Source organism: Massilia phyllostachyos (assembly GCF_021044825.1).
In the GTDB taxonomy this organism is placed as follows: domain Bacteria; phylum Pseudomonadota; class Gammaproteobacteria; order Burkholderiales; family Burkholderiaceae_D; genus Telluria; species Telluria phyllostachyos.
This window is the reverse complement of sequence record NZ_JAJNOC010000012.1, coordinates 31,550-52,093: the sequence shown is the minus strand read 5'-3', so window position 1 is coordinate 52,093 and position 20,544 is coordinate 31,550. Positions and strand designations below refer to the sequence as shown.

23 protein-coding genes and 1 tRNA gene are annotated in these 20,544 nt (G+C 64.5%); 6 read left to right on the top strand and 18 right to left on the bottom strand.

What is annotated here, in order from left to right:
• Positions 1–14: 14 nt before the first annotated feature.
• The 6 genes from LQ564_RS23805 to LQ564_RS23780 form a co-directional block, all read right to left on the bottom strand.
• Positions 15–1,382: a GH1 family beta-glucosidase gene (locus LQ564_RS23805; protein ID WP_231060602.1), complete on the bottom strand. Its 1,368-nt coding sequence runs from the start codon at positions 1,380–1,382 to the stop codon at positions 15–17.
• A 100-nt stretch (positions 1,383–1,482) separates the two neighbouring features.
• A complete protein-coding gene (locus LQ564_RS23800; protein WP_231060601.1) occupies positions 1,483–2,526 on the bottom strand; it encodes a LacI family DNA-binding transcriptional regulator in 1,044 nt (347 codons plus the stop codon).
• 88 nt (positions 2,527–2,614) lie between these two features.
• Positions 2,615–3,676 (bottom strand): ABC transporter ATP-binding protein, encoded by a 1,062-nt coding sequence (locus tag LQ564_RS23795; RefSeq protein ID WP_231060600.1) that lies wholly within the window; start codon positions 3,674–3,676, stop codon positions 2,615–2,617.
• A gap of 4 nt (positions 3,677–3,680) precedes the next feature.
• On the bottom strand, positions 3,681–4,571 hold the full coding sequence (locus LQ564_RS23790; protein WP_231060599.1) for a carbohydrate ABC transporter permease: 891 nt from the start codon (positions 4,569–4,571) through the stop codon (positions 3,681–3,683).
• Complete coding sequence (locus tag LQ564_RS23785) at positions 4,568–5,443, bottom strand: carbohydrate ABC transporter permease (protein WP_231060598.1); 876 nt, start codon at positions 5,441–5,443, stop codon at positions 4,568–4,570. Before LQ564_RS23785 ends, LQ564_RS23790 begins: the two co-directional genes overlap by 4 nt.
• Positions 5,444–5,449: 6 nt before the next feature.
• Complete coding sequence (locus tag LQ564_RS23780; protein ID WP_231060597.1) at positions 5,450–6,700, bottom strand: ABC transporter substrate-binding protein; 1,251 nt, start codon at positions 6,698–6,700, stop codon at positions 5,450–5,452.
• 304 nt (positions 6,701–7,004) lie between these two features.
• On the opposite strand from LQ564_RS23780, the gene LQ564_RS23775 reads away from it, so the two are divergent.
• Complete coding sequence (locus LQ564_RS23775) at positions 7,005–8,213, top strand: cation:proton antiporter (protein ID WP_231060596.1); 1,209 nt, start codon at positions 7,005–7,007, stop codon at positions 8,211–8,213.
• A gap of 40 nt (positions 8,214–8,253) precedes the next feature.
• Here the strand turns inward: LQ564_RS23775 and LQ564_RS23770 are convergent, their stop codons facing one another.
• Together LQ564_RS23770 and LQ564_RS23765 are read right to left on the bottom strand one after the other, a co-directional pair.
• Positions 8,254–9,408, bottom strand: a complete 1,155-nt coding sequence (locus LQ564_RS23770; RefSeq protein WP_231060595.1) for an epoxide hydrolase family protein — start codon at positions 9,406–9,408, stop codon at positions 8,254–8,256.
• Between the two features lie 76 nt (positions 9,409–9,484).
• A complete protein-coding gene (locus LQ564_RS23765; protein ID WP_231060594.1) occupies positions 9,485–9,916 on the bottom strand; it encodes a pyridoxamine 5'-phosphate oxidase family protein in 432 nt (143 codons plus the stop codon).
• Between the two features lie 70 nt (positions 9,917–9,986).
• On the opposite strand from LQ564_RS23765, the gene LQ564_RS23760 reads away from it, so the two are divergent.
• Entirely contained in the window at positions 9,987–10,649 is a 663-nt protein-coding gene (locus LQ564_RS23760) for a TetR/AcrR family transcriptional regulator (RefSeq protein WP_231060593.1), read from the top strand.
• A gap of 56 nt (positions 10,650–10,705) precedes the next feature.
• On the opposite strand, the gene LQ564_RS23755 is transcribed toward LQ564_RS23760, so the two are convergent.
• From LQ564_RS23755 to petA, 6 genes are all read right to left on the bottom strand, one after another.
• A tRNA-Thr gene (locus LQ564_RS23755) sits at positions 10,706–10,781 on the bottom strand.
• Positions 10,782–10,806: 25 nt separating this feature from the next.
• Positions 10,807–11,316 carry a ClpXP protease specificity-enhancing factor gene (locus tag LQ564_RS23750; protein WP_231060592.1) on the bottom strand — a complete coding sequence of 170 codons (510 nt, stop codon included), beginning with the start codon at positions 11,314–11,316 and terminating at the stop codon, positions 10,807–10,809.
• Positions 11,317–11,440: 124 nt separating this feature from the next.
• Positions 11,441–12,052: a glutathione S-transferase N-terminal domain-containing protein gene (locus LQ564_RS23745; protein WP_026354566.1), complete on the bottom strand. Its 612-nt coding sequence runs from the start codon at positions 12,050–12,052 to the stop codon at positions 11,441–11,443.
• A gap of 109 nt (positions 12,053–12,161) precedes the next feature.
• Entirely contained in the window at positions 12,162–12,923 is a 762-nt protein-coding gene (locus tag LQ564_RS23740; protein WP_231060591.1) for a cytochrome c1, read from the bottom strand.
• A 22-nt stretch (positions 12,924–12,945) separates the two neighbouring features.
• Entirely contained in the window at positions 12,946–14,361 is a 1,416-nt protein-coding gene (locus LQ564_RS23735) for a cytochrome b (RefSeq protein ID WP_231060590.1), read from the bottom strand.
• A gap of 1 nt (position 14,362) precedes the next feature.
• Positions 14,363–14,977, bottom strand: a complete 615-nt coding sequence (gene petA, locus LQ564_RS23730; protein ID WP_231060589.1) for a ubiquinol-cytochrome c reductase iron-sulfur subunit — start codon at positions 14,975–14,977, stop codon at positions 14,363–14,365.
• 203 nt (positions 14,978–15,180) lie between these two features.
• Between petA and mscL the strand changes: the two genes are divergently transcribed.
• The 4 genes from mscL to LQ564_RS23710 all read left to right on the top strand — a co-directional run bounded on the left by mscL (position 15,181) and on the right by LQ564_RS23710 (position 17,913).
• Complete coding sequence (gene mscL, locus LQ564_RS23725; RefSeq protein WP_231060686.1) at positions 15,181–15,600, top strand: large conductance mechanosensitive channel protein MscL; 420 nt, start codon at positions 15,181–15,183, stop codon at positions 15,598–15,600.
• A 67-nt stretch (positions 15,601–15,667) separates the two neighbouring features.
• Positions 15,668–16,813, top strand: a complete 1,146-nt coding sequence (locus LQ564_RS23720; protein ID WP_231060685.1) for a Do family serine endopeptidase — start codon at positions 15,668–15,670, stop codon at positions 16,811–16,813.
• Between the two features lie 18 nt (positions 16,814–16,831).
• The gene (locus LQ564_RS23715) at positions 16,832–17,524 is read left to right on the top strand and encodes a DUF2461 domain-containing protein (RefSeq protein ID WP_231060588.1); all 693 of its coding nucleotides are present in this window, start codon (positions 16,832–16,834) and stop codon (positions 17,522–17,524) included.
• Between the two features lie 14 nt (positions 17,525–17,538).
• A complete protein-coding gene (locus LQ564_RS23710) occupies positions 17,539–17,913 on the top strand; it encodes a cupin domain-containing protein (protein ID WP_231060587.1) in 375 nt (124 codons plus the stop codon).
• Positions 17,914–18,070: 157 nt separating this feature from the next.
• On the opposite strand, the gene LQ564_RS23705 is transcribed toward LQ564_RS23710, so the two are convergent.
• The 4 genes from LQ564_RS23705 to grxC all read right to left on the bottom strand — a co-directional run bounded on the left by LQ564_RS23705 (position 18,071) and on the right by grxC (position 20,534).
• Entirely contained in the window at positions 18,071–19,102 is a 1,032-nt protein-coding gene (locus tag LQ564_RS23705) for an NAD(P)H-dependent glycerol-3-phosphate dehydrogenase (protein WP_231060586.1), read from the bottom strand.
• Between the two features lie 19 nt (positions 19,103–19,121).
• Positions 19,122–19,562 (bottom strand): SH3 domain-containing protein, encoded by a 441-nt coding sequence (locus tag LQ564_RS23700; RefSeq protein WP_231060585.1) that lies wholly within the window; start codon positions 19,560–19,562, stop codon positions 19,122–19,124.
• A gap of 100 nt (positions 19,563–19,662) precedes the next feature.
• Positions 19,663–20,121 carry a protein-export chaperone SecB gene (gene secB / locus LQ564_RS23695; protein WP_231060584.1) on the bottom strand — a complete coding sequence of 153 codons (459 nt, stop codon included), beginning with the start codon at positions 20,119–20,121 and terminating at the stop codon, positions 19,663–19,665.
• A gap of 149 nt (positions 20,122–20,270) precedes the next feature.
• Positions 20,271–20,534, bottom strand: coding sequence for a glutaredoxin 3 (grxC, locus tag LQ564_RS23690; RefSeq protein WP_231060583.1), 264 nt, complete (start codon positions 20,532–20,534; stop codon positions 20,271–20,273).
• Positions 20,535–20,544: the final 10 nt, after the last annotated feature.

Here is a 20,544-nt window from a genome sequence, read left to right as displayed (position 1 = left end):
TATTGTGGGATAGCTTATTCGCCGCGCAGGAAGCCGCGGTACCACTTGCCGCTGCTCTTCAGGCGCCGTTCCTGGGTGGCATAGTCGATGTGGGTCAGGCCGAAGCGCTTCAGGTAGCCCTCCGCCCATTCGAAGTTGTCGAGCAGGCTCCAGGCGAAGTAGCCCTTCACCGGCACCCCGTCCCTGATGGCGGCGCGCAGCGCGGCCAGGTGGGTCTGCAGGTAGCGGCGGCGCTCGACGTCGTCGATCTCGCCGTCGGCGCTCACTTCGTCGGTGTAGCAGGAACCGTTCTCGGTGATGTACATCGGGCCCGGGTGGTAGTCGTTCTCGATCCGGTGCAGCAGTTCGGCCAGGCCCTGCGGCGCGACTTCCCAGCCCATGGCAGTGGTCTCGGCCTGCGGTGCGGGCGGCAGCACGCGCGCACCCAGCGGCGCGTGGCCGGGGTCGTTCTTGATGGTCTCGGGGAAGTAGTAGTTCACGCCCAGGAAATCGGTCGGCACGGCGATCGCTTCCAGGTCGCCCGGCTCCATGGTCGGTGCGGCGTCGCCGATGATGTCGAGGGTCGCCTGCGGGTAGCCGCGGCCGTACAGCGGGTCGAGGAACCAGCGGTAGCGCAGGCCGTCGTGGCGCGCCATCGCGGCCAGGTCTTCGGGCGAGTCGCTGGCCGGGCGCACCGGGTGCAGGCTCAGGGCGATGCCGGCCTTGGCGTTGCGGACGTTGGCGCGGATCAGCGGCACCGCCTTGCCGTGCGAGAGCAGAACGTGGTGGGCCACCTGCAGCGCGGTCTTGAAGTCGGTATTGCCCGGCGCATGCCAGCCTTCGAAGTTGCCGATGATCGAAGTGCACCAGGGTTCGTTGTGGGTGATCCAGTGCTGGACGCGGTCGCCCAGGCGGCGCGTCATCGCGTCGACAAAAGCGAGGTAGGCGTCGACGGTGGCGCGGTTGTTCCAGCCGCCGCGGTCTTCCAGGAATTGCGGCAGGTCCCAGTGGTACAGGGTGGCCCAGGGCTGCAGGCCGCGTTCCAGCATGCCGTCCACCAGGCGCGAGTAGAAATCCAGCCCCTTTTCGTTCGGCTTGCCGCCGACTTCGGCAAAGATGCGCGGCCAGGCGATCGAGAAGCGGTAGGCGTTCAGGCCCATGTCGCGGCCGATGTCGAAGTCTTCCGGCCAGCGGTGGTAATGGTCGCAGGCGACCAGGCCGCTCGAGCCGTCCTTGACCTTGCCCGGGGTGGCGGCGAAGCGGTCCCAGATCGACTCGACCCGGCCGTCCTCCTGGCCCGCGCCTTCGATCTGGTAAGAGGAGGTGGCGCAGCCCCACAAGAAGTCGGGGGCGAAATCGCCGCGCTGGGGGGCGGCCGGCTCGTGAGCGTTTGCTGTTGTCATGGTGTGTATGTGTGAAGACCTGATGCAAGAATATTTGGAAAGCTTTCCAACTGCAAGCTAAAAAAATAGGCCGGGCCTCCGGCCAAGGGCGCCGGAGGTGTCATTTTTTGCGGCTCCGGGTCGCTTTCGATGCCGGAGCATCCAGCTTGGCCAGCGAGGCGCGCAGCGTGACCGTCACCGGGAAGGTGCGCGACACCGGGCGCTGCAGGTCGTAGCAGCGGTTCAGCAGGGCGTTGATGCCGTTCAGCGTCATCTCGCGCCACGGCATGTGCACCGAGGTCAGGCGCGGGGCCGAGAACGCGGCGCTGGGCGTGTCGTCGTAGCCGATCACCGACAGGTCGCGCGGCACGCTGACGCCGGCCTCCTGGAAGTAGGACAGGGCGCCCACGGCCATCTCGTCGTTGGCGCAGAACAGGGCGCTGCAGGCGTGGCCGGATTCGATCAGCTCCTTGGCCGCGGCCCAGCCGCCGGCCGGCGAGAAGTCGCTTTCCGCCACCCACAGCTTGCTCGTGTCGATGCCGCCTTCTTCCAGTTCGCGCATGAAGCCGTCGACGCGCGCCACGTTGTCGGCCAGCGCCGCCGGTCCCGAAATGACGGCGATGTCGCGGTGCCGGTAGTCGAGCAGGGTGCGCGCGGCCAGGCGTCCGCCCAGCGCGTGGTCGACCGTGAAGCACTGTTCGGGGAGCGTGCTGAACTCGTGGTTCAGCGCCACGATCTGCTGGCGCTTGGCGCCGAGGCCGGCCAGGTCCTCGTCGGCGAGGGCGCTGGTCATCATGATGATGCCGTCGCAGCCACGCTCGATCAGGAACTCGATGCCCTCCACCGCCTGGCGGCGCGCATCGCCCAGGCCCACGCCGAAGGCCACCACCATGTGCAGGCCGGCGGCGCGCAGCTCGGTGTCGATGATCTGCAGGATCGGGGTGTAGAAGGTGCCGCTCAGGACCGGGATGTAGACGCCCACCATGCGGCTGGTGCCGGACAGCAGGGCGCGCGCCGCGTGCGAGGGGCGAAAGCCCAGCTCGTCGATCGCCTTGCGCACCTTTTCCAGCGTCGCCGGCGACACCGAGCCCTTGCCGCTGACCACCCGCGAGGCGGTGCCCAGGCCGACGCCGGCGAGACGCGCTACATCCTTGATGGTTGCCACTGACGATTCCTGATCAAATAAACGGTTTAGTCGAAAAACACTCAAGCATACTGCAATTGCCGGCCGCCGGCATGGTACTTACGGTTCTTTACAGGCGCCGCCCGTCCTGGCCGAACAGCGAAATCCGCGCCGCATCGATGGCGAAGCGCACCGCCTGGCCAGGGGCCAGGGCGCGCGCATCGTGCACGATCGCGGACAGGGTGTGGCCGCCGCAGTCCAGCCACACGACCTGGTGGTTCCCCATCGGCTCGACCAGGGTCACGCCCGCCTGCAGCGGACCGTCGTCGACCAGGTGGATGTCTTCCGGCCGCACCGCCAGGGTCACGGCGCCGGCGGGCGCGACGCAATCCGGCGCCAGGGTGATATTCAAGGCCCCCGCGCTGAAGCGGCGCTGCGCTTCCAGCGCGCCGTCCAGCTGGCCGTCGACGAAGTTCATCGAGGGCGAGCCCAGGAAGCCGGCGACGAAACGGTTGGCCGGACGCTCGTAGACCTCGGCCGGGGTGCCGATCTGCTGGATGCGTCCGCCCTGCATCACGACGATGCGGGTGGCCAGGGTCATGGCTTCGGCCTGGTCGTGGGTCACGTAGATCATGGTCGAGCCGAGCGCCGCGTGCAGGAGCTTGAGCTCGCGGCGCAGCTCGGCGCGCAGCTTGGCGTCCAGGTTCGAGAGCGGCTCGTCGAACAGGTAGACGCCGGCTTCGCGCACCAGGGCGCGGCCGATCGCCACGCGCTGGCGCTGGCCGCCGGAGAGCTGGGCGGGTTTGCGGCCCAGCAGCGATTCGAGCTGCAGCATCTCCGCCGCGCGCCGCACGCGGCGCTGGATTTCCGCTTTCGGCGCACCCGAGATGCGCAGGCCGAAGGACATGTTCTTCTCGACCGTCATGGTCGGGTACAGCGCATACGACTGGAACACCATGCCGATCCCGCGCTCGCTCGGGTCGGCATGACTCATGTCGCGGCCGCCGATCTCGATCGCGCCGTCGGCCAGGTCGATCAGGCCGGCGATGCTGTGCAGCAGGGTCGACTTGCCGCAGCCGGATGGCCCGAGCAGCACCAGGAATTCGCCCGGCGCGACCTGCAGGTCGAGGTCGCGGATGATCTGGTTGCTGCCGCGGGTGATGCACAGTTTGCGCAGGTGGACGTTCGACATGGGCTTACCCTTTGACTGCGCCGGCCGCGATGCCGCGCACGAACCAGCGGCCGGAAATGAAATAGATCGCCAGCGGCAGCGCGGCCGTCAGGATGGTCGCGGCCATGTTGACGTTGTACAGGCGGGTGCCGGTGGTGGTGTTGATCACGTTATTCAGCTGCACCGTCATCGGCGCATTGTCGCGGCCCGCGAACACCAGGCCGAGGATGTAGTCGTTCCATACGCCGGTGACCTGCATGATGGCGGCCACCACGATGATCGGCAGCGACATCGGCAGCATCACCTGCAGAAAGATGCGCCAGAAGCCGCCGCCGTCGATGCGAGCGGCCTGGAACAGCTCGTGCGGCACCGAGGCATAGTAGTTCCGGAACAGCAGGGTCATGATCGGCATGCCGAAGATGACGTGCACCAGCACGATCGCCGGCAGGGACCCGAACACGCCGGCGCGCGCCATCATCCACACCAGCGGATAGATCATCACCTGCACCGGAATGAAGGCGCCGGCCAGCAGCACGCCGAACAGCAGGTTCGCGCCGCGCGGCTTCCAGAACGACAGCGCATAGCCGTTGATCGCGCCCAGCAGGATCGGGATGATGGTGCTCGGCACCGTGATCGCCACCGAATTCCAGAAGCCGCCGCTCACCTTGTTCCAGGCGTCCTGCCACGGTGCGGTGGTGGCGAACACCGGCAGGGCGAACACATTGCCGTTCCTGATCTCGTCCATCGACTTGAACGAGGTGATGATCATGACGTACAGCGGCAGCAGGAAGTACAGGGCGGCGCTGAACAGGAAGGCGTAGACGCCGATGCGCGCGGGACTGAGGCGCTTTTTGCGGCGCGCGGCAGGCGCGGACTCGATGGGCATGGGAGCGGCCGGCAGGGTGATGTCGCTCATGCGCGTTTCCTCCGGCTGCGGGCGTAGGCGTAAGGTGCCAGCAGGGCCAGCACCGGGATCAAGAGGGTCACCGCGCCGGCCGAGGCCAGGCCGATGTTCGAGCGCAGGAACAGGTGATCCATGATGAACTTGGCCGGCACCTCGCTCGCCGTGCCCGGTCCGCCGCCGGTCATGGCGACCACCGCGTCGTAGAGTTTCACGACGGCGGTGCACAGCAGCAGGAACACGGTGGCGACGGTCGGCCCCAGCATCGGCAGCACAATTTGCAGGTAGACGCGCCAGGCCGGGATGCCGTCCAGGCGCGCGGCCTTGTAGATCTCCGGATCGACCCCGCGCAGGCCGGCCAGCATCATCGCCATCACCAGGCCGGAGGCCTGCCACACGGCGGCGATGACGATGGTGTAGATGACCAGCTCCTGGTCGATGATCCAGTCGAAGCGGAAGCCCTCGAAGCCGAGGGATTGCACGGCGCCCTCGATGCCCGCGCCCGGCGCCAGCATCCACTGCCATACCAGGCCGGTGGCGATGAAGGACATCGCATACGGGTAGAGGAAGACGGTGCGCAGAAAACCCTCGCCGCTGACGTTCTGGTCGATGAAGGCGGCCAGCAGGAAGCCCAGCACCATGCAGGCGACGATGAAGCAGACGCCGTAGACGGCCAGGTTGTGCAGCGAGAGCAGCCAGCGCTCGTTGTCGAACAGGCGCACGTACTGGGCGGCGCCGATGAAGTTGTCCGACGCGAAGGTGCGCGAGGCGGTGAACGAGGTCTTGAAGGTCCACAGCGCGGCGCCGATGTAGGCGACCAGCACGGTCAGCGCCATCGGCAGCAAGGCGATGTGCGGGGTCAGTTTGTTGGCGCGGAAGGCGAGCATGGCGGGTCAGTATTTGAGTGCGTTGGCGATGCTCTTCTGGGCCTTCTCGACCGGCATGTTGGTGTTCCAGTAGGCGGTCAGCACGTCCTGCATGGCGCCGTTCTGGTCCGGCGTCAGGTAGACCTCGGTGACGCCGGCCTGGCGGCCGCGGTCCTTCATGATCTCGATGCCCTTCCGGGCGCAGACGTCGAGTTCCGCGGCATTCACGTCGGTGCGCACGGGGATCGATCCCTTCAGCTTGCTGAAGGTCACCTGCAGGTCCGGCTGCGAGACCACTTTTGCCAGCAGCTGCTGCGCGCGCACGGCTTGTGCACTGTCGGTCTGCGGGAACACGAACACGTCACCCTGGATCAGGTAGGGCGTCGCCGCATTGAAGCCGGCCATGCAGCCGTAGTGCTGGCCCGCGATCTGGCGCGCGTTGGTGAATTCTCCCTTCGCCCAGTCGCCCATCACCTGGAAGCCGGCTTTCCCGCTGATGACGAGGGCGGTGGCATCGTTCCAGTTGCGGCCGGGCGAGCCGGCGTCGACGTACGATTTCAAGCGCTTGAAGGCCAGCATGACCTTGCGGAAGTCGGGCCCGAGCAGGGTCGCCTGGTCGCGGTCGCGCATCGCCTTCAGGTACAGCTCCTTGCCGCCCATATTGGCGAGGATGGCCGAGAACAGCACGGTCTCCTGCCACGACTGGCCGCCGTGGGCGAGCGGGATGATGCCGGCCGCCTTGAGTTTGTCGAGGGCGGCGAAGAATTCGGGCATGCTTTCCGGTTCCTTTTCGATGCCGGCCTTTTTGAAAGCGGCTTTCGAATACCAGAACCAGGTCTGCATGTGAATGTTCAGCGGCACGGCGTAGTAATGGCCATCCACCTTGATGACGTCGACGATCGGCTCCGGCAGCATCTGGTCCCAGTTCTGGGCGCGCGCAACCTTGTCGACGTTGTTGAGCATCCCCGCTTCGATCACGTCGAGGAACTGCTTGGAGGTGTTGAACTGGGCCGCGGTGGGGGGATTGCCGCCGACGATGCGGTTGATGGTGACGGCGCGCGACTGGTCGCCGCCGGCGATCGCGGTGTCGACCCAGACGCCGCCGGCGTCGCGGTAGGCCTGGGCCACCTGCTTGACGGCGGCCGATTCGCCGCCCGAGGTCCACCAGTGGATCACCTCGGCCCTGGGCGCTTGCGCGACGGCGGCCGCTGCGGCGAGCGCCGGCGCGCAGACGCACAGCCATGCGCAGGCTGCCGCCAGGGTGCGTACTGTGAACATCGTGTCTCCGTTATCCGCCATGTTTTTTGGTAAGTTGGAAACGTTACCATCGGCTTTGCCCGACTATAGCACCGGGTGAAATCTCGGTCAAACAAATATTGCAATCTGGATTCTTGCACAGTTTTGCTGTTGAGCCGACAAGTTTTATTCGGCGCTGGTCGCGGTAACAATTTATTTTTAACCAGCACTTGTCTTAAGAAAATGATGAGTGGTATCGTTTCCAATCATTGTTTTGTAGACCAATCTTACGTAGGCTTTCGGGCCTGCTGACGATGCATGAGATAAAAAGATCCTTGGAGACACCATGAACACCACAGAAATCTTCCTGCTCGCGATGCTGCTGATCTTCGTCGCGCCCTACCTGGTCTGGCGGCTCGGCAGGACCGACTATTTCGCCCCCCTGGTCGTGGTGCAGATCATCATGGGCATCGTGCTGGGACCGGGCGTACTGGGCGCGGTCTTCCCCGACTATCACACCTTCGTGTTCAACCCGGACGTGGTGAAAAGCCTGAACGGCATTGCGTGGTGGGGCGTCATGCTGTTCGTGATGCTGGCGGGAATGGAGCTCGACCTGAAGAAGGCCTGGCAGCACCGCCGCGAAAGCGTCACCACGGCCGGCCTGTCGCTCGGGATGCCGCTGCTGTTCGGCTGTGCGGCCGCCGCGCTCCTGTTGAACTACGAGGGCTGGATGGGCGTCAAGGCTGCCGACTGGCAATTCACGCTCGGCATTGGCATGGCCTGCGCCGTGACCGCGCTGCCGGTGCTGGTGCTGTTGATGGAGAAGCTGGCGATCCTGCGCCAGCCCATGGGCCAGCGTATCCTGCGCTACGCCAGCCTGGACGACGTCGCGATCTGGGGCGTGCTGGCCCTGATCCTGCTTGACTGGAACCGGGTCGGCCGCCAGCTCGGTTTCCTCGCCGCCTTCGTCGTGCTGACCTTCCTGTTCCGCCGCCTGATGGCGCGCATCCCGGGCGGCGACCGCTGGTACGTCGCCCTGTTCTGGCTGATCGTCTGCAGCTTCGGCGCCGACTGGGCCGGCCTGCACTTCATGGTCGGCGCCTTCCTGGCTGGCGTGGTGATGGATGCGGGCTGGTTCGAACAGGACAAGCTCGATTCGCTGTTCAAGACCGTGCTGCTGGTCCTGATGCCGGTATTCTTCCTCAGCACCGGCTTGCGCACGCAATGGAATATGGGAAGTTACTCGGTGTTCTTCGTGGCCGGCCTGCTGCTGGTCGCCTCGGTCGGCGGCAAGCTGCTCGGCGCGCGGATGGCCGGCAAGGTGTTGCGCTGGAAAGAGGGCGAAGCCTCGATCATCGGCTGGCTGCTGCAGACCAAGGGCCTGATCGAAATCATCTTCGCCAACATCCTGCTGGACAAGCAGATCATCACCAGCGAGACCTTCACCGCGCTGCTTCTGATGGCGGCGGCCAGCACCATGCTGACGATTCCGGTCGTGTATCCGAAGCTGAACAAGGTGCAGAACCGGAGGCTGGTCGAACAGGCGAGCTCCTGACGTCACGGACGCAGGAACCCGGGGCCGCGCCGGCGGGCGTCTATGTCATGGTCCGGAACGTCGCGCGCACATGCTCGACAAATGTTTCCGGGTTTTCCATTGCTGCGAAATGGCCACCGCGCGCGGCCTCGCCGAAAAAGCGCAGGTCGGCAAACCTCGATGCCGCCCACCGCCGCGATAGACGCATCTGCTCTCCTGGAAACATGCTCACGCCCGCGGGCAGGGGAACCGGGGCGGCGGGCATGCCATGCGCCATTTCGCGCGCGCCTTCCCAATAAAACCGCGCCGAGCTCGGTCCTGCGTTCGGCAGCCAGTACAGCATCACGTCATCGATCAGGTGGTCCAGCGCGATCACGCGCTCCGGTTCGCCACTGCTGTCCGTCACGTCCTGAAACAAGGCATACAGCCAGCTCGCCAGGCCCACCGGCGAGTCCGCGAGGGCGAACCCGACCGACTGCGGGCGGGTGCACTGCAGTGTCATGTAGCCGGAATATTCCTTCCTGTAGCGCGCGGCGTCTTGCAGCATGCGCTGCTCTTCGGGGGACGCTTGCGCGATTTCCTCTTCGGTCGGCTGGAACATCACCATGTTCAGGTGGATACCCGCCAACCCCGGCGCCCGCATGTGCGCAAGTGCGGTCGTCACGGCGGCTCCCCAATCGCCGCCCTGCGCTACCCAGCGGTCGGCATAACCCAGCCGCCGCATCAATTCCCCGAATGCGCGGGCGGTACGGCCGACACCCCAGCCCGGATCGGTCGGCTTGTCGGAAAAGCCAAAGCCCGGAAGCGCCGGAATCACCAGGTGAAAGGCATCGGCCGCCGCGCCACCATGCGCCTGCGGCTGCGTCAGGGGACCGATCACGTCGCGAAATTCCAGGATGGATCCTGGCCAGCCATGCGTCAACAGCAATGGCGTGGCGTGCGCGTGCGGCGAGCGTATATGCAGGAAGTGGAAGCCTAGCCCGTCGATGACGGTGCGGCTGCTCCCCCAACCGTTGAGCAGGGCTTCCGCCCTGCGCCAGTCGTAGCCGTGGCGCCAGCGTTTCACCAGGGCGCGGATGCGCTCGCGCTGCGGCCCTTGCGATCCATCTGCCACCGTCCCCGCATCCGGCCACCTGGTGCGCGCGAGCCGATGGGCGAGGTCGTCCAGATCGCCCTGGGGCACGTGGATGGGATACGCATCGATTTCATTTTTCATGGCAGGTCTTTCGAGAGGTGGTCATTGCGCGTGGATCAGGACCGAGTGTCCTGCAGGATTGGCGCGAACATGGGTTTCACAGGATGATCTCGCCCTGTTCTGCGCCGTTCCAGTAGTGGATGCGCTTGGCGTGAACACGTATCATGACGATGCCCGGCGTCTCGACGCCTTGCTCGAACCATCGGTCGAGGCCTGGTGTCCAGTGCGCTGCAAAACGGGCCTTGTCGCGAATCAGTTCGGCAATGGTTTCTACGGCAATGAACAGGGGCGGCTGTCCCTCGGAGCCCGCGGCGCCGGTAAAGGTGAGTCCCACCTGGGGGTCTCGTTCGATGTCGGCGACGGTACGTGCCTGCGCATAGGTGAAGAAATAGCTGTCGCCTTCATAGTCCACCTCGCCGTTATTGCTCATGGGGCGGCTCGCGAAGGCGCCTTCTTCCGTTCTGGTCGAGAGCATGCCAAAATCGATCCTTCGCATATTGTCAGATAGAAACTTCAACCGCATGTCCATGTTCGTTACCCGATGTGATGAAAGAAACTAAACTATACCATGCAGTTCAGTTTTTGAAGGATGTGACGACATGGTGTTGAATTCAAGAGACGTGCCGACCTCCCGCAAGCGCGGAGGGCGGCCTTCGGCCGAGCAGGCGGGGGAGGTGGACCGTCGCATTCTCGATGCGGCGACGACCCTGTTTCTGCGTGCAGGCTTCGACGGGACCAGCTGTGATCAGGTGCTGGCCCTGGCCGGCGCCGGCAAGGCGACGCTGTATGCGCGTTATGCCAACAAGGACGCCTTGTTCAGCGCAGTCGTGCATCGCATGGTCGAGCAGCAGAAGCTGCCGGTGGCAGATATACCCGCGGACATGCCGGTACGCGAGCGCCTGCGCCTGGTCGGCAGCAGCCTGCTACAGCATGCCCTCACGGGAGAATCGATCGGACTCATGCGCATCTGCATTGCGACTGCGCAGCGGCTACCCGAGCTTTCGCGCATGGTCGACCGTCAGGCACGCGGCGCCGCCGTGGCAAGCGTGGTAGTCACGCTTGCCGGTGAAACTCCGGCGCACGGCGAGGCGGAACTGGCGGCGGCCATTGCGGAACGCTTGATCGACATGGCCTTGGTGCCCCAGCAGATGCGCGCCCTCATCGGCGACGATCTGGCCCGGCTGGACGCGGCCGCGCCCGCCATAGTGGAGGATGCAATCGATCTTCTCGATCGCGCGGGGCTTCTGGACGCCTTCAAATAAGGCTGCTTGAGCAACATAAAAAAGGGCTTACATCGCTGTAAGCCCTTGCTTTATTCTGGTGCCGACTGCAGGACTCGAACCCGCCACCTGATGATTACAAATCAACTGCTCTACCTGATGAGCTAAGTCGGCTTAATCTTAGAACAACGATTATACGCTATTTGATGCGCGTCAAGGTTGGGCGTCCGCCCTTCTTCGGCGGCTCGTCGTCGCCGTTCGGGGTAGTGCCCTCGACGGACGTATCCGATTTGGCAGGCACTGCCGACAAAGCCGGTGCAGCCGCTTCTTCCGATACCAAAGCTGGACCCGACGACGAACCCGAGCCCGCAGCCGGCGCCGGCATCTCCGCCGCCGTCACGTTCACCTCGAAGGCCATCCCCTGCCCATTCTCGTTGGCATAAATCGCCAGCACGTTCTGCACCGGAATGTACAGCTCGCGCGAGACCCCATTGAAACGCGCCCGGAAGTGGATCGCGTCGTTGTCCATCTTGAGGCCCGAGGTGGCGCCGTAGCTGATGTTCAGGATGATCTCGCCCTTGCGGACGTATTCCATCGGCACCGTCGTGGCGGAGTCGACCTTGACCGCGAGGTAGGGCGTGTAGCCGCTGTCCGTGCACCATTCGTAGATGGCGCGCAGCAGGTAGGGCTTGGTGGAGATCTCTGACATTTGTTGGGGTCGATAAACAATACTTGTCGTCCGCGCCAGTCTACCGGAATCGCCATCAGGGCGTCCGAAACCCGGCGCGTACCGGATCGTGTTGCCGCTGGCGGACGAATCCGCCAGAACGGCATCAGCGGCGCATCACCTTTTCCGACGGGGTCAGCGCTTCGATGTAGGCGGGGCGCGAGAAGATGCGCTCGGCGTACTTCATCAGCGGGGCCGCGGTCTTCGACAGTTCGATGCCGTAGTGGTCCAGGCGCCACAGCAGCGGGGCGATCGCGACGTCCAGCATCGAGAACTCGTCGCCCAGCATGTACTTGTTCTTCAGGAACAGCGGCGCCAGGGTGGTCAGGCGGTCGCGGATTTCCGAGCGCGCCTTGTCGTGGCTCTTGTCGTTCGTCTTGTTGCGCTCGCTTTCCAGCGTGTGCACGTGGACGAACAGTTCCTTCTCGAAGTTGAACAGCATCAGGCGGGCACGGGCGCGCATCAGCGGGTCGGCCGGCATCAGCTGCGGGTGCGGGAAGCGCTCGTCGATGTACTCGTTGATGATGTTCGATTCGTACAGGATCAGTTCGCGCTCGACCAGGATCGGGACCTGGCCGTAGGGGTTCATGGTCGAAATGTCTTCCGGCTTGTTGAACAGGTCGACGTCGCGCACCTCGAAGTCCATGCCTTTTTCGAACAGGACGAGGCGGCAGCGTTGGGAGAACGGGCACGTGGTGCCGGAGTAGAGAACCATCATGGTTTGTAGTTCCTCAAGAAACAATGGGGTGAAGCGCTTATGAATTCTCAGCGATTCACCCCGAAAAATGATTGCCCGTATTATAGCCAACCGGGCAATGAAAGCGAATTTACTTCACTTCCTTCCAGTACGATTCGTTCAAACGCCAGGCCAGGAAGGCGAAAATCGACAGGAAGATCAACACAATTACGCCCAATTTCTTGCGTTGGCCTTGCGCCGGCTCAGCCATCCAGCTCAGGTAGGCAACCAGGTCGGCGGTGGCGGTGTCGAACTCCTGCGAGCTCATCGTGCCCGGGGCGACTTGCTCGAAGCCGGCGAACTTGTGGATCATCTTGCCGGCGTCGTGCGGGTCCTTCTCTTCAGTGAATTTCGCCTGGCGGATGCCCTGTTCATGCCACATCACGTGCGGCATGGCCACGTTCGGCACCACCATATTGTTCCAGCCGGTCGGGCGGGCGTCGTCCTTGTAGAAGGTGCGCAGGTAGGTGTACAGGTAGTCGGCGCCGGTGCCCGACGGCGACGATTTCGCACGGGCGATCACCGACAGGTCCGGCGGCACGGCGCCGAACCAGGTCTTGGCGTCGTCCGGGCGCATCGCCGTTGTCATCATGCCGCCGACTTTGTCTTGCGAAAACAACAGATTGTCCTGGATCTGCTTTTCGGTCAGGCCCAGGTCGCGCAGGCGGTTGTAGCGCATGGCGGATGCCGAGTGGCAGTTCAGGCAGTGGTTGATGAAGAGCTTGGCGCCGTTCTGCAGCGACGAGATGTCGTGGCGGTCCGGGGCGCGCTCGAGCGGGAAGCCGCCTTCCGCGGCGAATACCAGTCCCGGCACCAGGGCCAGGACTGCGATCATTTTCTTCGCAATATACATGTTCTTGTCCTCTGGCTCTCGATTAATGCGGGGTGAAGGTCAGGCGCGTCGGGACCGGCTTGAATTGGCCCATCGTGCTCCACCACGGCATCAGGAGGAAGAACGCAAAGTACAGCAGGGTCGCCACTTGCGAGAGGATCGTGTAGGCCGGCGTCGGCAGCTGGGTGCCCAGGTAGCCCAGGGTCACGAAGCACAGCGCGAACACGATGTACACATACTTGTGCCAGTCCGGGCGGTAGCGGATCGAGCGCGCCGGCGAGTGGTCCAGCCACGGTAGCAGGGCGATGATCACCACCGAGGAACCGAACAGCACCACGCCCCAGAACTTCGCATCCAGCACCTGCGGCAGCATGCCGACGATCAGGACCAGGCCGATCACGGCGACCGCGATCTTGGTCTTGTAGGCCAGGCGCGATTTCAGCCAGATGAACACGACATAGGCGGCGATCGCGGCCATCAGCACGTACATGAAGTCGGCCGTGGTCGCGCGCAGCACCGAGTAGAACGGCGTGAAGTACCAGGTCGGCGCGATGTGCGGCGGGGTCTTCATCGAGTCGGCCGGCAGGAAGTTGTTGTACTCCAGGAAGTAGCCGCCCATCTCGGGTGCGAAGAACACGATCGCCGAGAAGATCAGCAGGAACACCGACACGCCGAAGAAGTCCTTGGTCGAGTAGTAAGGATGCGACATGATGCCGTCGACCGGGTGGCCGTCGGCGTCCAGGTTGTCCTTGATCTCGATGCCGTCCGGGTTGTTCGAGCCGACTTCGTGCAGCGCGATCAGGTGGGCTGCCACCAGGCCGAGGATGACCAGCGGCAGGGCGATGACGTGGAAGGCGAAGAAGCGGTTCAGGGTCGCATCCGACACCACGTAGTCGCCGCGGATCCACAGCGACAGGTCCGGGCCGATCACCGGAATCGCGCCGAACAGGTTGACGATCACCTGGGCGCCCCAGTAGGACATCTGGCCCCACGGCAGCAGGTAGCCAAAGAAGGCCTCGGCCATCAGGCACAGGAAGATCGCGAAGCCGAACAGCCAGATCAGCTCGCGCGGCTTGCGGTAGGAGCCGTACATCAGGCCGCGCGCCATGTGCAGGTAGACCACGATGAAGAACATCGAGGCGCCGGTCGAGTGCATGTAGCGCACCAGCCAGCCCCAGGGCACTTCGCGCATGATGTACTCGACCGAGCCGAAGGCCAGGTTGGCGTCCGGCTTGTAGTGCATGGTCAGGAAGATGCCGGTGACGATCTGCAGCACCAGTACCAGCATGGCCAGCGAGCCGAACAGGTACCAGATGTTGAAGTTCTTGGGAGCGTAGTACTTGCCCCATTGATCGTTCCACAGCTTCGACAGCGGGAAGCGGTCGTCGACCCAGGCCAGCGCCTTGTGGCCGACCGGCGCATTGGCCGGCACTTGCGTTTCCTTGAACGGGCCGCCCATGTTATGCCTCCCCTTTTTCGTCTTTGCCGATCACCAGCTTGTTATCGGACAGGTACATGTACGGCGGGACATCCATATTCGTCGGCGCCGGCTTGTTCTGGAACACGCGCGCGGACAGGTCGAAGGTCGAGCCGTGGCAGGGGCAGAGGAAGCCGCCGTGCCAGTTGTCGGGGAGGTTGGGTTGCGGGCCGGAGGCCAGGCGCGAGGACGGCGAGCAGCCCAGGTGGGAGCAGATGCCGACGGTGACCAGCACTTCCTTGTGCTCGGCACGGGCGCGGTACGGATTCTTCGCGTACTCGGGCATCGGCAGTTGGTAGACTTTTTCGGAGTTCGGGTCGGCCAGTTCGGCCGTGTCCTTCTCGAGGGTGGCCAGCATCTCCGGAGTGCGGCGCAGGATCCAGACCGGCTTGCCGCGCCATTCGACGACTTTCATTTCGCCGGGCTTGACGTCGGAGATGTCGACTTCGACCGGGGCGCCGGCGGCTTTCGCTCGCTCGGACGGCTGGAAGGTGCTGACGAGAACGCCTGCTGTGGATACCCCGACGACGCCGCCTGCCGCCGCGGTCGCGACCAGCAGTCCGCGTCGACCTGAATCGACCTGCTTTTGATTACTCATACCAACCCCACTCCGTGAAAATACGAATCTTAAGAATTAATAAAGAGCTTCCAGCAACACAAAATTATATGTGAAGGGCAATACCGATTGGAAAAAAATTATCAAGCGGACACATCTATGCAGAAGGTTTGTGTGTGCATCCGCAGCATAAAAGCTTGCGGTATCATGAACCAGCTTGGTTCAATAACAACGAAAGGAATGCCATGTCCATGATGGGAGAGTTCAAAACGTTCGCAATGCGCGGCAACGTCGTCGATCTTGCGGTCGGCGTCATCATCGGCGGCGCCTTCGGGCGCATCGTCGATTCGCTGGTCAAGGATGTCATCATGCCGCCGATCGGGATGTTGTTCGGAGGCCTCGACTTCGCCAATTACTACCTGCCGCTGAATGGCCAGGGCACGAACCTGCCGCTGGCCGAGGCGCAGAAGGCCGGCGCCGTGCTCGCCTACGGGAATTTCCTGACGATTTTGTTGAACTTTATCCTGCTCGCATTTGTCATCTTCCAGATGGTGCGCATCGTGAACCGCTTGCGCGGCCCGGCGCCGGCGCCGGAGCCGGCCAAGCCGAGCACCCCCGAGGACATCGTGCTGCTGCGCGAAATCCGGGACTCCTTGAAAAAGTAATCCAGTGAACGACAGCGTCCACGAGCTCCGTCCGCAAGCCACCCGCCCCCGGCGCCAGCCCGGGGCGATGAGGCGCCTGTGGCTGCTGTTCACCCAGGTGGTGACGGTGGCGCTGGCGCTGTATTTCGTGGTGGCCAGCATGCGCCCCGACTGGCTCGAGCGCGCGCCGACCCAGGTGCGGATCGGCTCGGGCAATGCGGCCGTGCCGGTGCTGCAGGGCGCGGCGCTGCCGGCCAGCGGCAGCTACCGCGACGCGGCGGGACGCGCCATGCCGGCGGTGGTCAATATCCTCACCGCCAAGGCCTCGCGCGAAACCCATCCGCTGCTGAAGGACCCTTTCTTCCGCCGCTTCTTCGGCGACCGCGCGCCGCCCGACGAGCAGATGGCCAGCCTCGGTTCCGGCGTGATCGTCAGCGGCGACGGCTATATCCTGACCAACAACCACGTGGTCGAAGGCGCCGACGTGATCGAGGTCGGGCTGGCCGACGGCCGCAAGGCGGCGGCGCGCATCGTCGGCACCGACCCCGAGACCGATCTCGCCGTGATCCGCATCGCGGAACGCAAGCTGCCGGTGATGGTGCTGGGCGACCCGGAAGCCGCGCGCGTGGGCGACGTGGTGCTGGCGATCGGCAACCCCTTCGGCGTGGGCCAGACCGTCACCCTCGGCATCATCTCGGCGCTGGGGCGCAACAACCTGCACATCAATCATTTCGAGAACTTCATCCAGACCGACGCCGCGATCAACTTCGGCAACTCGGGCGGGGCGCTGGTCGATACCAATGGCCATCTGCTCGGGATCAACTCGGCGATCTATTCCCAGACCGGTGGCTCGGTCGGCATCGGCTTCGCCATCCCCGTCAGCACCGCCAAGAAGGTGTTGGATGCCATCGTGGAGCACGGCCAGGTGGTGCGCGGCTGGATCGGCATCGAATCCCAGGACATCACGCCGGAACTGGCGGAGAGTTTCGGCCTGGGCCGCAACAGCGGCGCCATCATCGCCGGCGTGGTGCGCGGCGGGCCGGCCGACCGCGCCGGCATGCGTCCGGGCGATATCCTCGTGGCCGTCGCCGGCAAGCAAGTCGCGAATACCAGCGAGATGCTGAACCTGATCGCCCAGCTCGAGCCGGGCGAAAAGGCGCCGCTGCGCATCGTGCGCAAGAACCGCGAGTCCACGCTCGACGTTACCGTCGGCAAGCGGCCGCGCCTCAAATAATCACTTTTCGGATATTGCATGCATCTGCGTGACCTGACGCAATTTTTAAGCGAGCTCAGCGAGAACAACAACCGTCCCTGGTTCATCATGAACAAGCCGCGCTACGACATCCTGCGCGCGGAATTCCTCGAGGTCGTCACCGAGCTGATCAAGGAGCTCGGGACCTTCGACAAGGGGGTGGCCGGCTGTGACCCCAAGAAGGCCATGTTCCGCATCCACCGCGACGTGCGCTTCGCCAAGGACAAGCGGCCCTACAAAACCCACTTCTCGGCCGGGATCGCGCCGCTGAACAAGCGCCGTCCCAGTGCCGCCGGCGGGCCGACCTACTACTTCCACATCGAGGCCGACGGCAAGCTGCTGTTCGGCGCCGGCGAGTACCTGCCGCCGTCGCACCGCCTGAAGGCGATCCGCGAGCACGTCGTCAACGATGCGACAGGCTTCCAGAAAATGTTGAAGAATAAGCATCTCCGCGCGACCTATGGCGACCTGCAATTCGAAGACACCCTGCAGCGCCCGCCGAAGGGCGTCGACCCGGATCATCCGCTGGTCGAGTACCTGAAGCTGAAGAGCTATTTCGTGTGGGTCGAGGTGCCGCTGCTGCTGAATAACCCGGAATTGCTGGTGCCGCAGCTGGCCAGCGGCATGAAGGACGCGTTCGCGCTGGTCACCTGGCTGCGCGGCGTGCCGGAGGTGGTCCAGGAAGAAGATTGAATAGAGGAGGCGACATGGCCTTGCAACACGCAGTATCGGGCGAACGGATCGCCTTGCAACGCGGCGACGACGACATCGCCCATTTCACCTCGATCGCGCTGGTGAAGACCGAGCACATGGAACTGATCCGGCTCGTGGTGCCCAAGGAAAAACCGATGCCCGAGCACCGGGTCGAGGGCGAGATGACGCTCGTCTGCCTGGAAGGGGAGATCGCCTTCGATGCGCATGGGCGCACCACGATCCTGCGGCCGAACGAGATGGTGTACCTGGCAGGCGGGGAGCCGCATGCGATCCGGGCCAACAAGGATGCGGTGGGGTTGATGACGATTCTGCTGGGGAAGAACAGGTCGGGTGGGCCGACCAATGATCCGCGGGGGGCGGGGAACTGAGCTAGCTTAACGCTACGAACTTGGGTTCCGGCCTTCGCCGGAACGACGTTGATGTATGTTGGCGGGACACCGGCTTCGTTAGGTCCACCGTCCTGGAAACCGTCATCCCGGCGAAGGCCGGGATCCAAGTTTGCATGCAAACCGCTAACGCAAAACCTTAAGCCAGCTCGTCGCGAGGATCCCGCGCCAACAACCTCTGCGCCATCTCCGTCGCCGGCACCCCATCGAACAGCACCGCCGCCACCGCCTCGGTGATCGGCATATCCACCCCCAGCCTGCGCGCCAGTTCGCGCACCGACTTGGCACACGGCACACCCTCCGCCACGTGCCCCAGTTCCGCCACGATGGTATCGAGCTGCTTGCCCTGCGCCAGCGCCAGCCCCACGCGCCGGTTGCGCGACAGGTCACCGGTGCAAGTCAGGATCAAATCCCCCATCCCGGTCAGCCCCATGAAGGTCGGCGCCGCCGCCCCCAGGTGCACGCCGAGCCGGGTGATCTCGGCCAGCCCGCGCGTAATCAAGGCCGCGCGCGCATTCAGGCCCAGCCCCAGGCCGTCGGAAGCGCCGGTGGCGATCGCCATCACGTTCTTCACCGCGCCGCCCACTTCCACGCCGACCATATCGTCGCAGGAATAGACGCGCATATTGTTGCCGTGCGCCGCCGCCACCACGCGTTCGCGCAGGGCGTCCGAGGCCGAGGCCACCGACAGGGCGCAGGGCAGGGCGCGCGCCACTTCCTGGGCGAAGGAGGGGCCGGACAGGGCGGCGACGGGGACGTCGTTGCCGAGCACCTCGGCCGCGACCTGGTGCGGCAGCAGGCCGGTGCCGGCTTCGAAGCCCTTGCACAGCCAGACGGCGTTCGGGATGTTGCGGCCCTTCAGTTGACCGAGCAGCGGGCGCAGGCCGGCCACCGGGCAGGCCAGGATCAGGAGCGGCGCGTCATGCGCATCGGCCTCGGTCACGTGGGCCAGGGCCGCCTCGAAATCGGCGCTCACGCGCAGGGAGGCGGGCAGCGGATGGCCCGGCAGGTAATGCACGTTCTCGCGCGCGGCCTCGGTCTCGGCCATCTGGGCCGCGTTACGGCCCCACAGCAGCACGTCGTGGCGGGCGGCGAGCGCGATCGCCACGGCGGTGCCCCAGGCGCCGGCGCCGAGGACGGTGATCTTGGTAGGGTTCTTTTGTTCTAGCATGTGTTTTCGCCTTTCGAATTCACAGGCCCCAGACGTCGTTCGACCTGACATAGCCGTCGATGCCGTCGCGGTGACGGACGCGGATCCAGGTGAGCGCGGTCGGGTCGACCAGTTCCAGCACGACACCCTTGTCGGCCGTCATCAGGACCTGGGCGCTTTCTTCCGGGCCGGCAAAGACCTTGGCGCCGGGCGTGCGCACGACGACGTTGCGGCGCACGCTCAAGCCCTTCGCTTCGGTCCAGGCCAGCTCGCCGTTGGCGTCGCGCACCTTGACCCAGTCGCCGTAGCGCGACACCACCTGCAGCGGCATGCCCTGCGGCGCGACGTACATCTTCGCGCCCTTGGGCGAGGGCGTGTCGTACAGGATCACCGGCGCGGCGCCGACGCTCTTGAAGTCGAAGGCGGACACGGCTGGCGCTGCCACGAGCAGCAGGCTTGCGAGGAGGCGGTGTGGAATCATGGCGGGTCCAGGAGGATCATGCCGCCGCGGGGAAGCGGGACGCCGGGGAGGCAGCGGACGCCGCGTAGCGGCATCCGCGAGGGACAACTTATTGTGACGCTTATTGTGCCGGCGTGGTGGCAGCTTGCGCCATGGCTTGCTGGCGCTGTGCGTAGAAGGCTTCGAAGTTGATCTCGGCCAGGTGCACCGGCGGGAAGCCGGCGCGGCTGATCACGTCGGCGATGTTGGCGCGCAGGTACGGGTACACGATGTTCGGGCAGCCGATGCCCAGCAGCGGATCCATCTGTTCGGCCGGGATGTTGCGGGCTTCGAAGATGCCTGCCTGCTTGCCTTCGACCAGGAAAGCGACCTTGTCCTTGACCTTGGCGGTGACGGTGATGGTCACGGTCGACTCGTAGATGCCTTCAGCGATGCCTTCGGCGCCGACGTCCAGCGAGACTTCGATGGTCGGGGCTTCCTGCTCGAGGAAGATGGCCGGGGAATTCGGTTGTTCCAGCGACATGTCTTTCAGGTAGACGCGTTGGATTTGGAATACTGGTTGCAGGTTTTCGTCGGACATGGAACGCTTTCGTTTTAATTGATGGTGGACGGACGCGCCGTCCCGGTGCTTTGGTCAAACGCGAGGGCAATTGTATCAAAATCAATTTGGATGCAATACCCCCGCCGACGCAGGCGCCGCAGCCCGTCAAGGCGGGCCGAAGTACGTACTTACTGGCCGGCCAGCAGCGGATCCAGGCGGCCCGCCTGGTCGAGCGCATACAGGTCGTCGAAGCCGCCCACGTGGGTGTCGCCCACGTAGATCTGCGGGACGGTGCGGCGGCCGGTGCGCTGCATCATGATCTGGCGTTGTTCCGGGTCCAGGTCGACGCGGATGCGTTCGATGTCGGTCACGCCCTTGGCTTCGAGCAGGCGCTCGGCGCGCACGCAATACGGGCAGCTGGCGGTGTGGTAGAGGACGACGTGTTGGCTCATGATGCTTCCT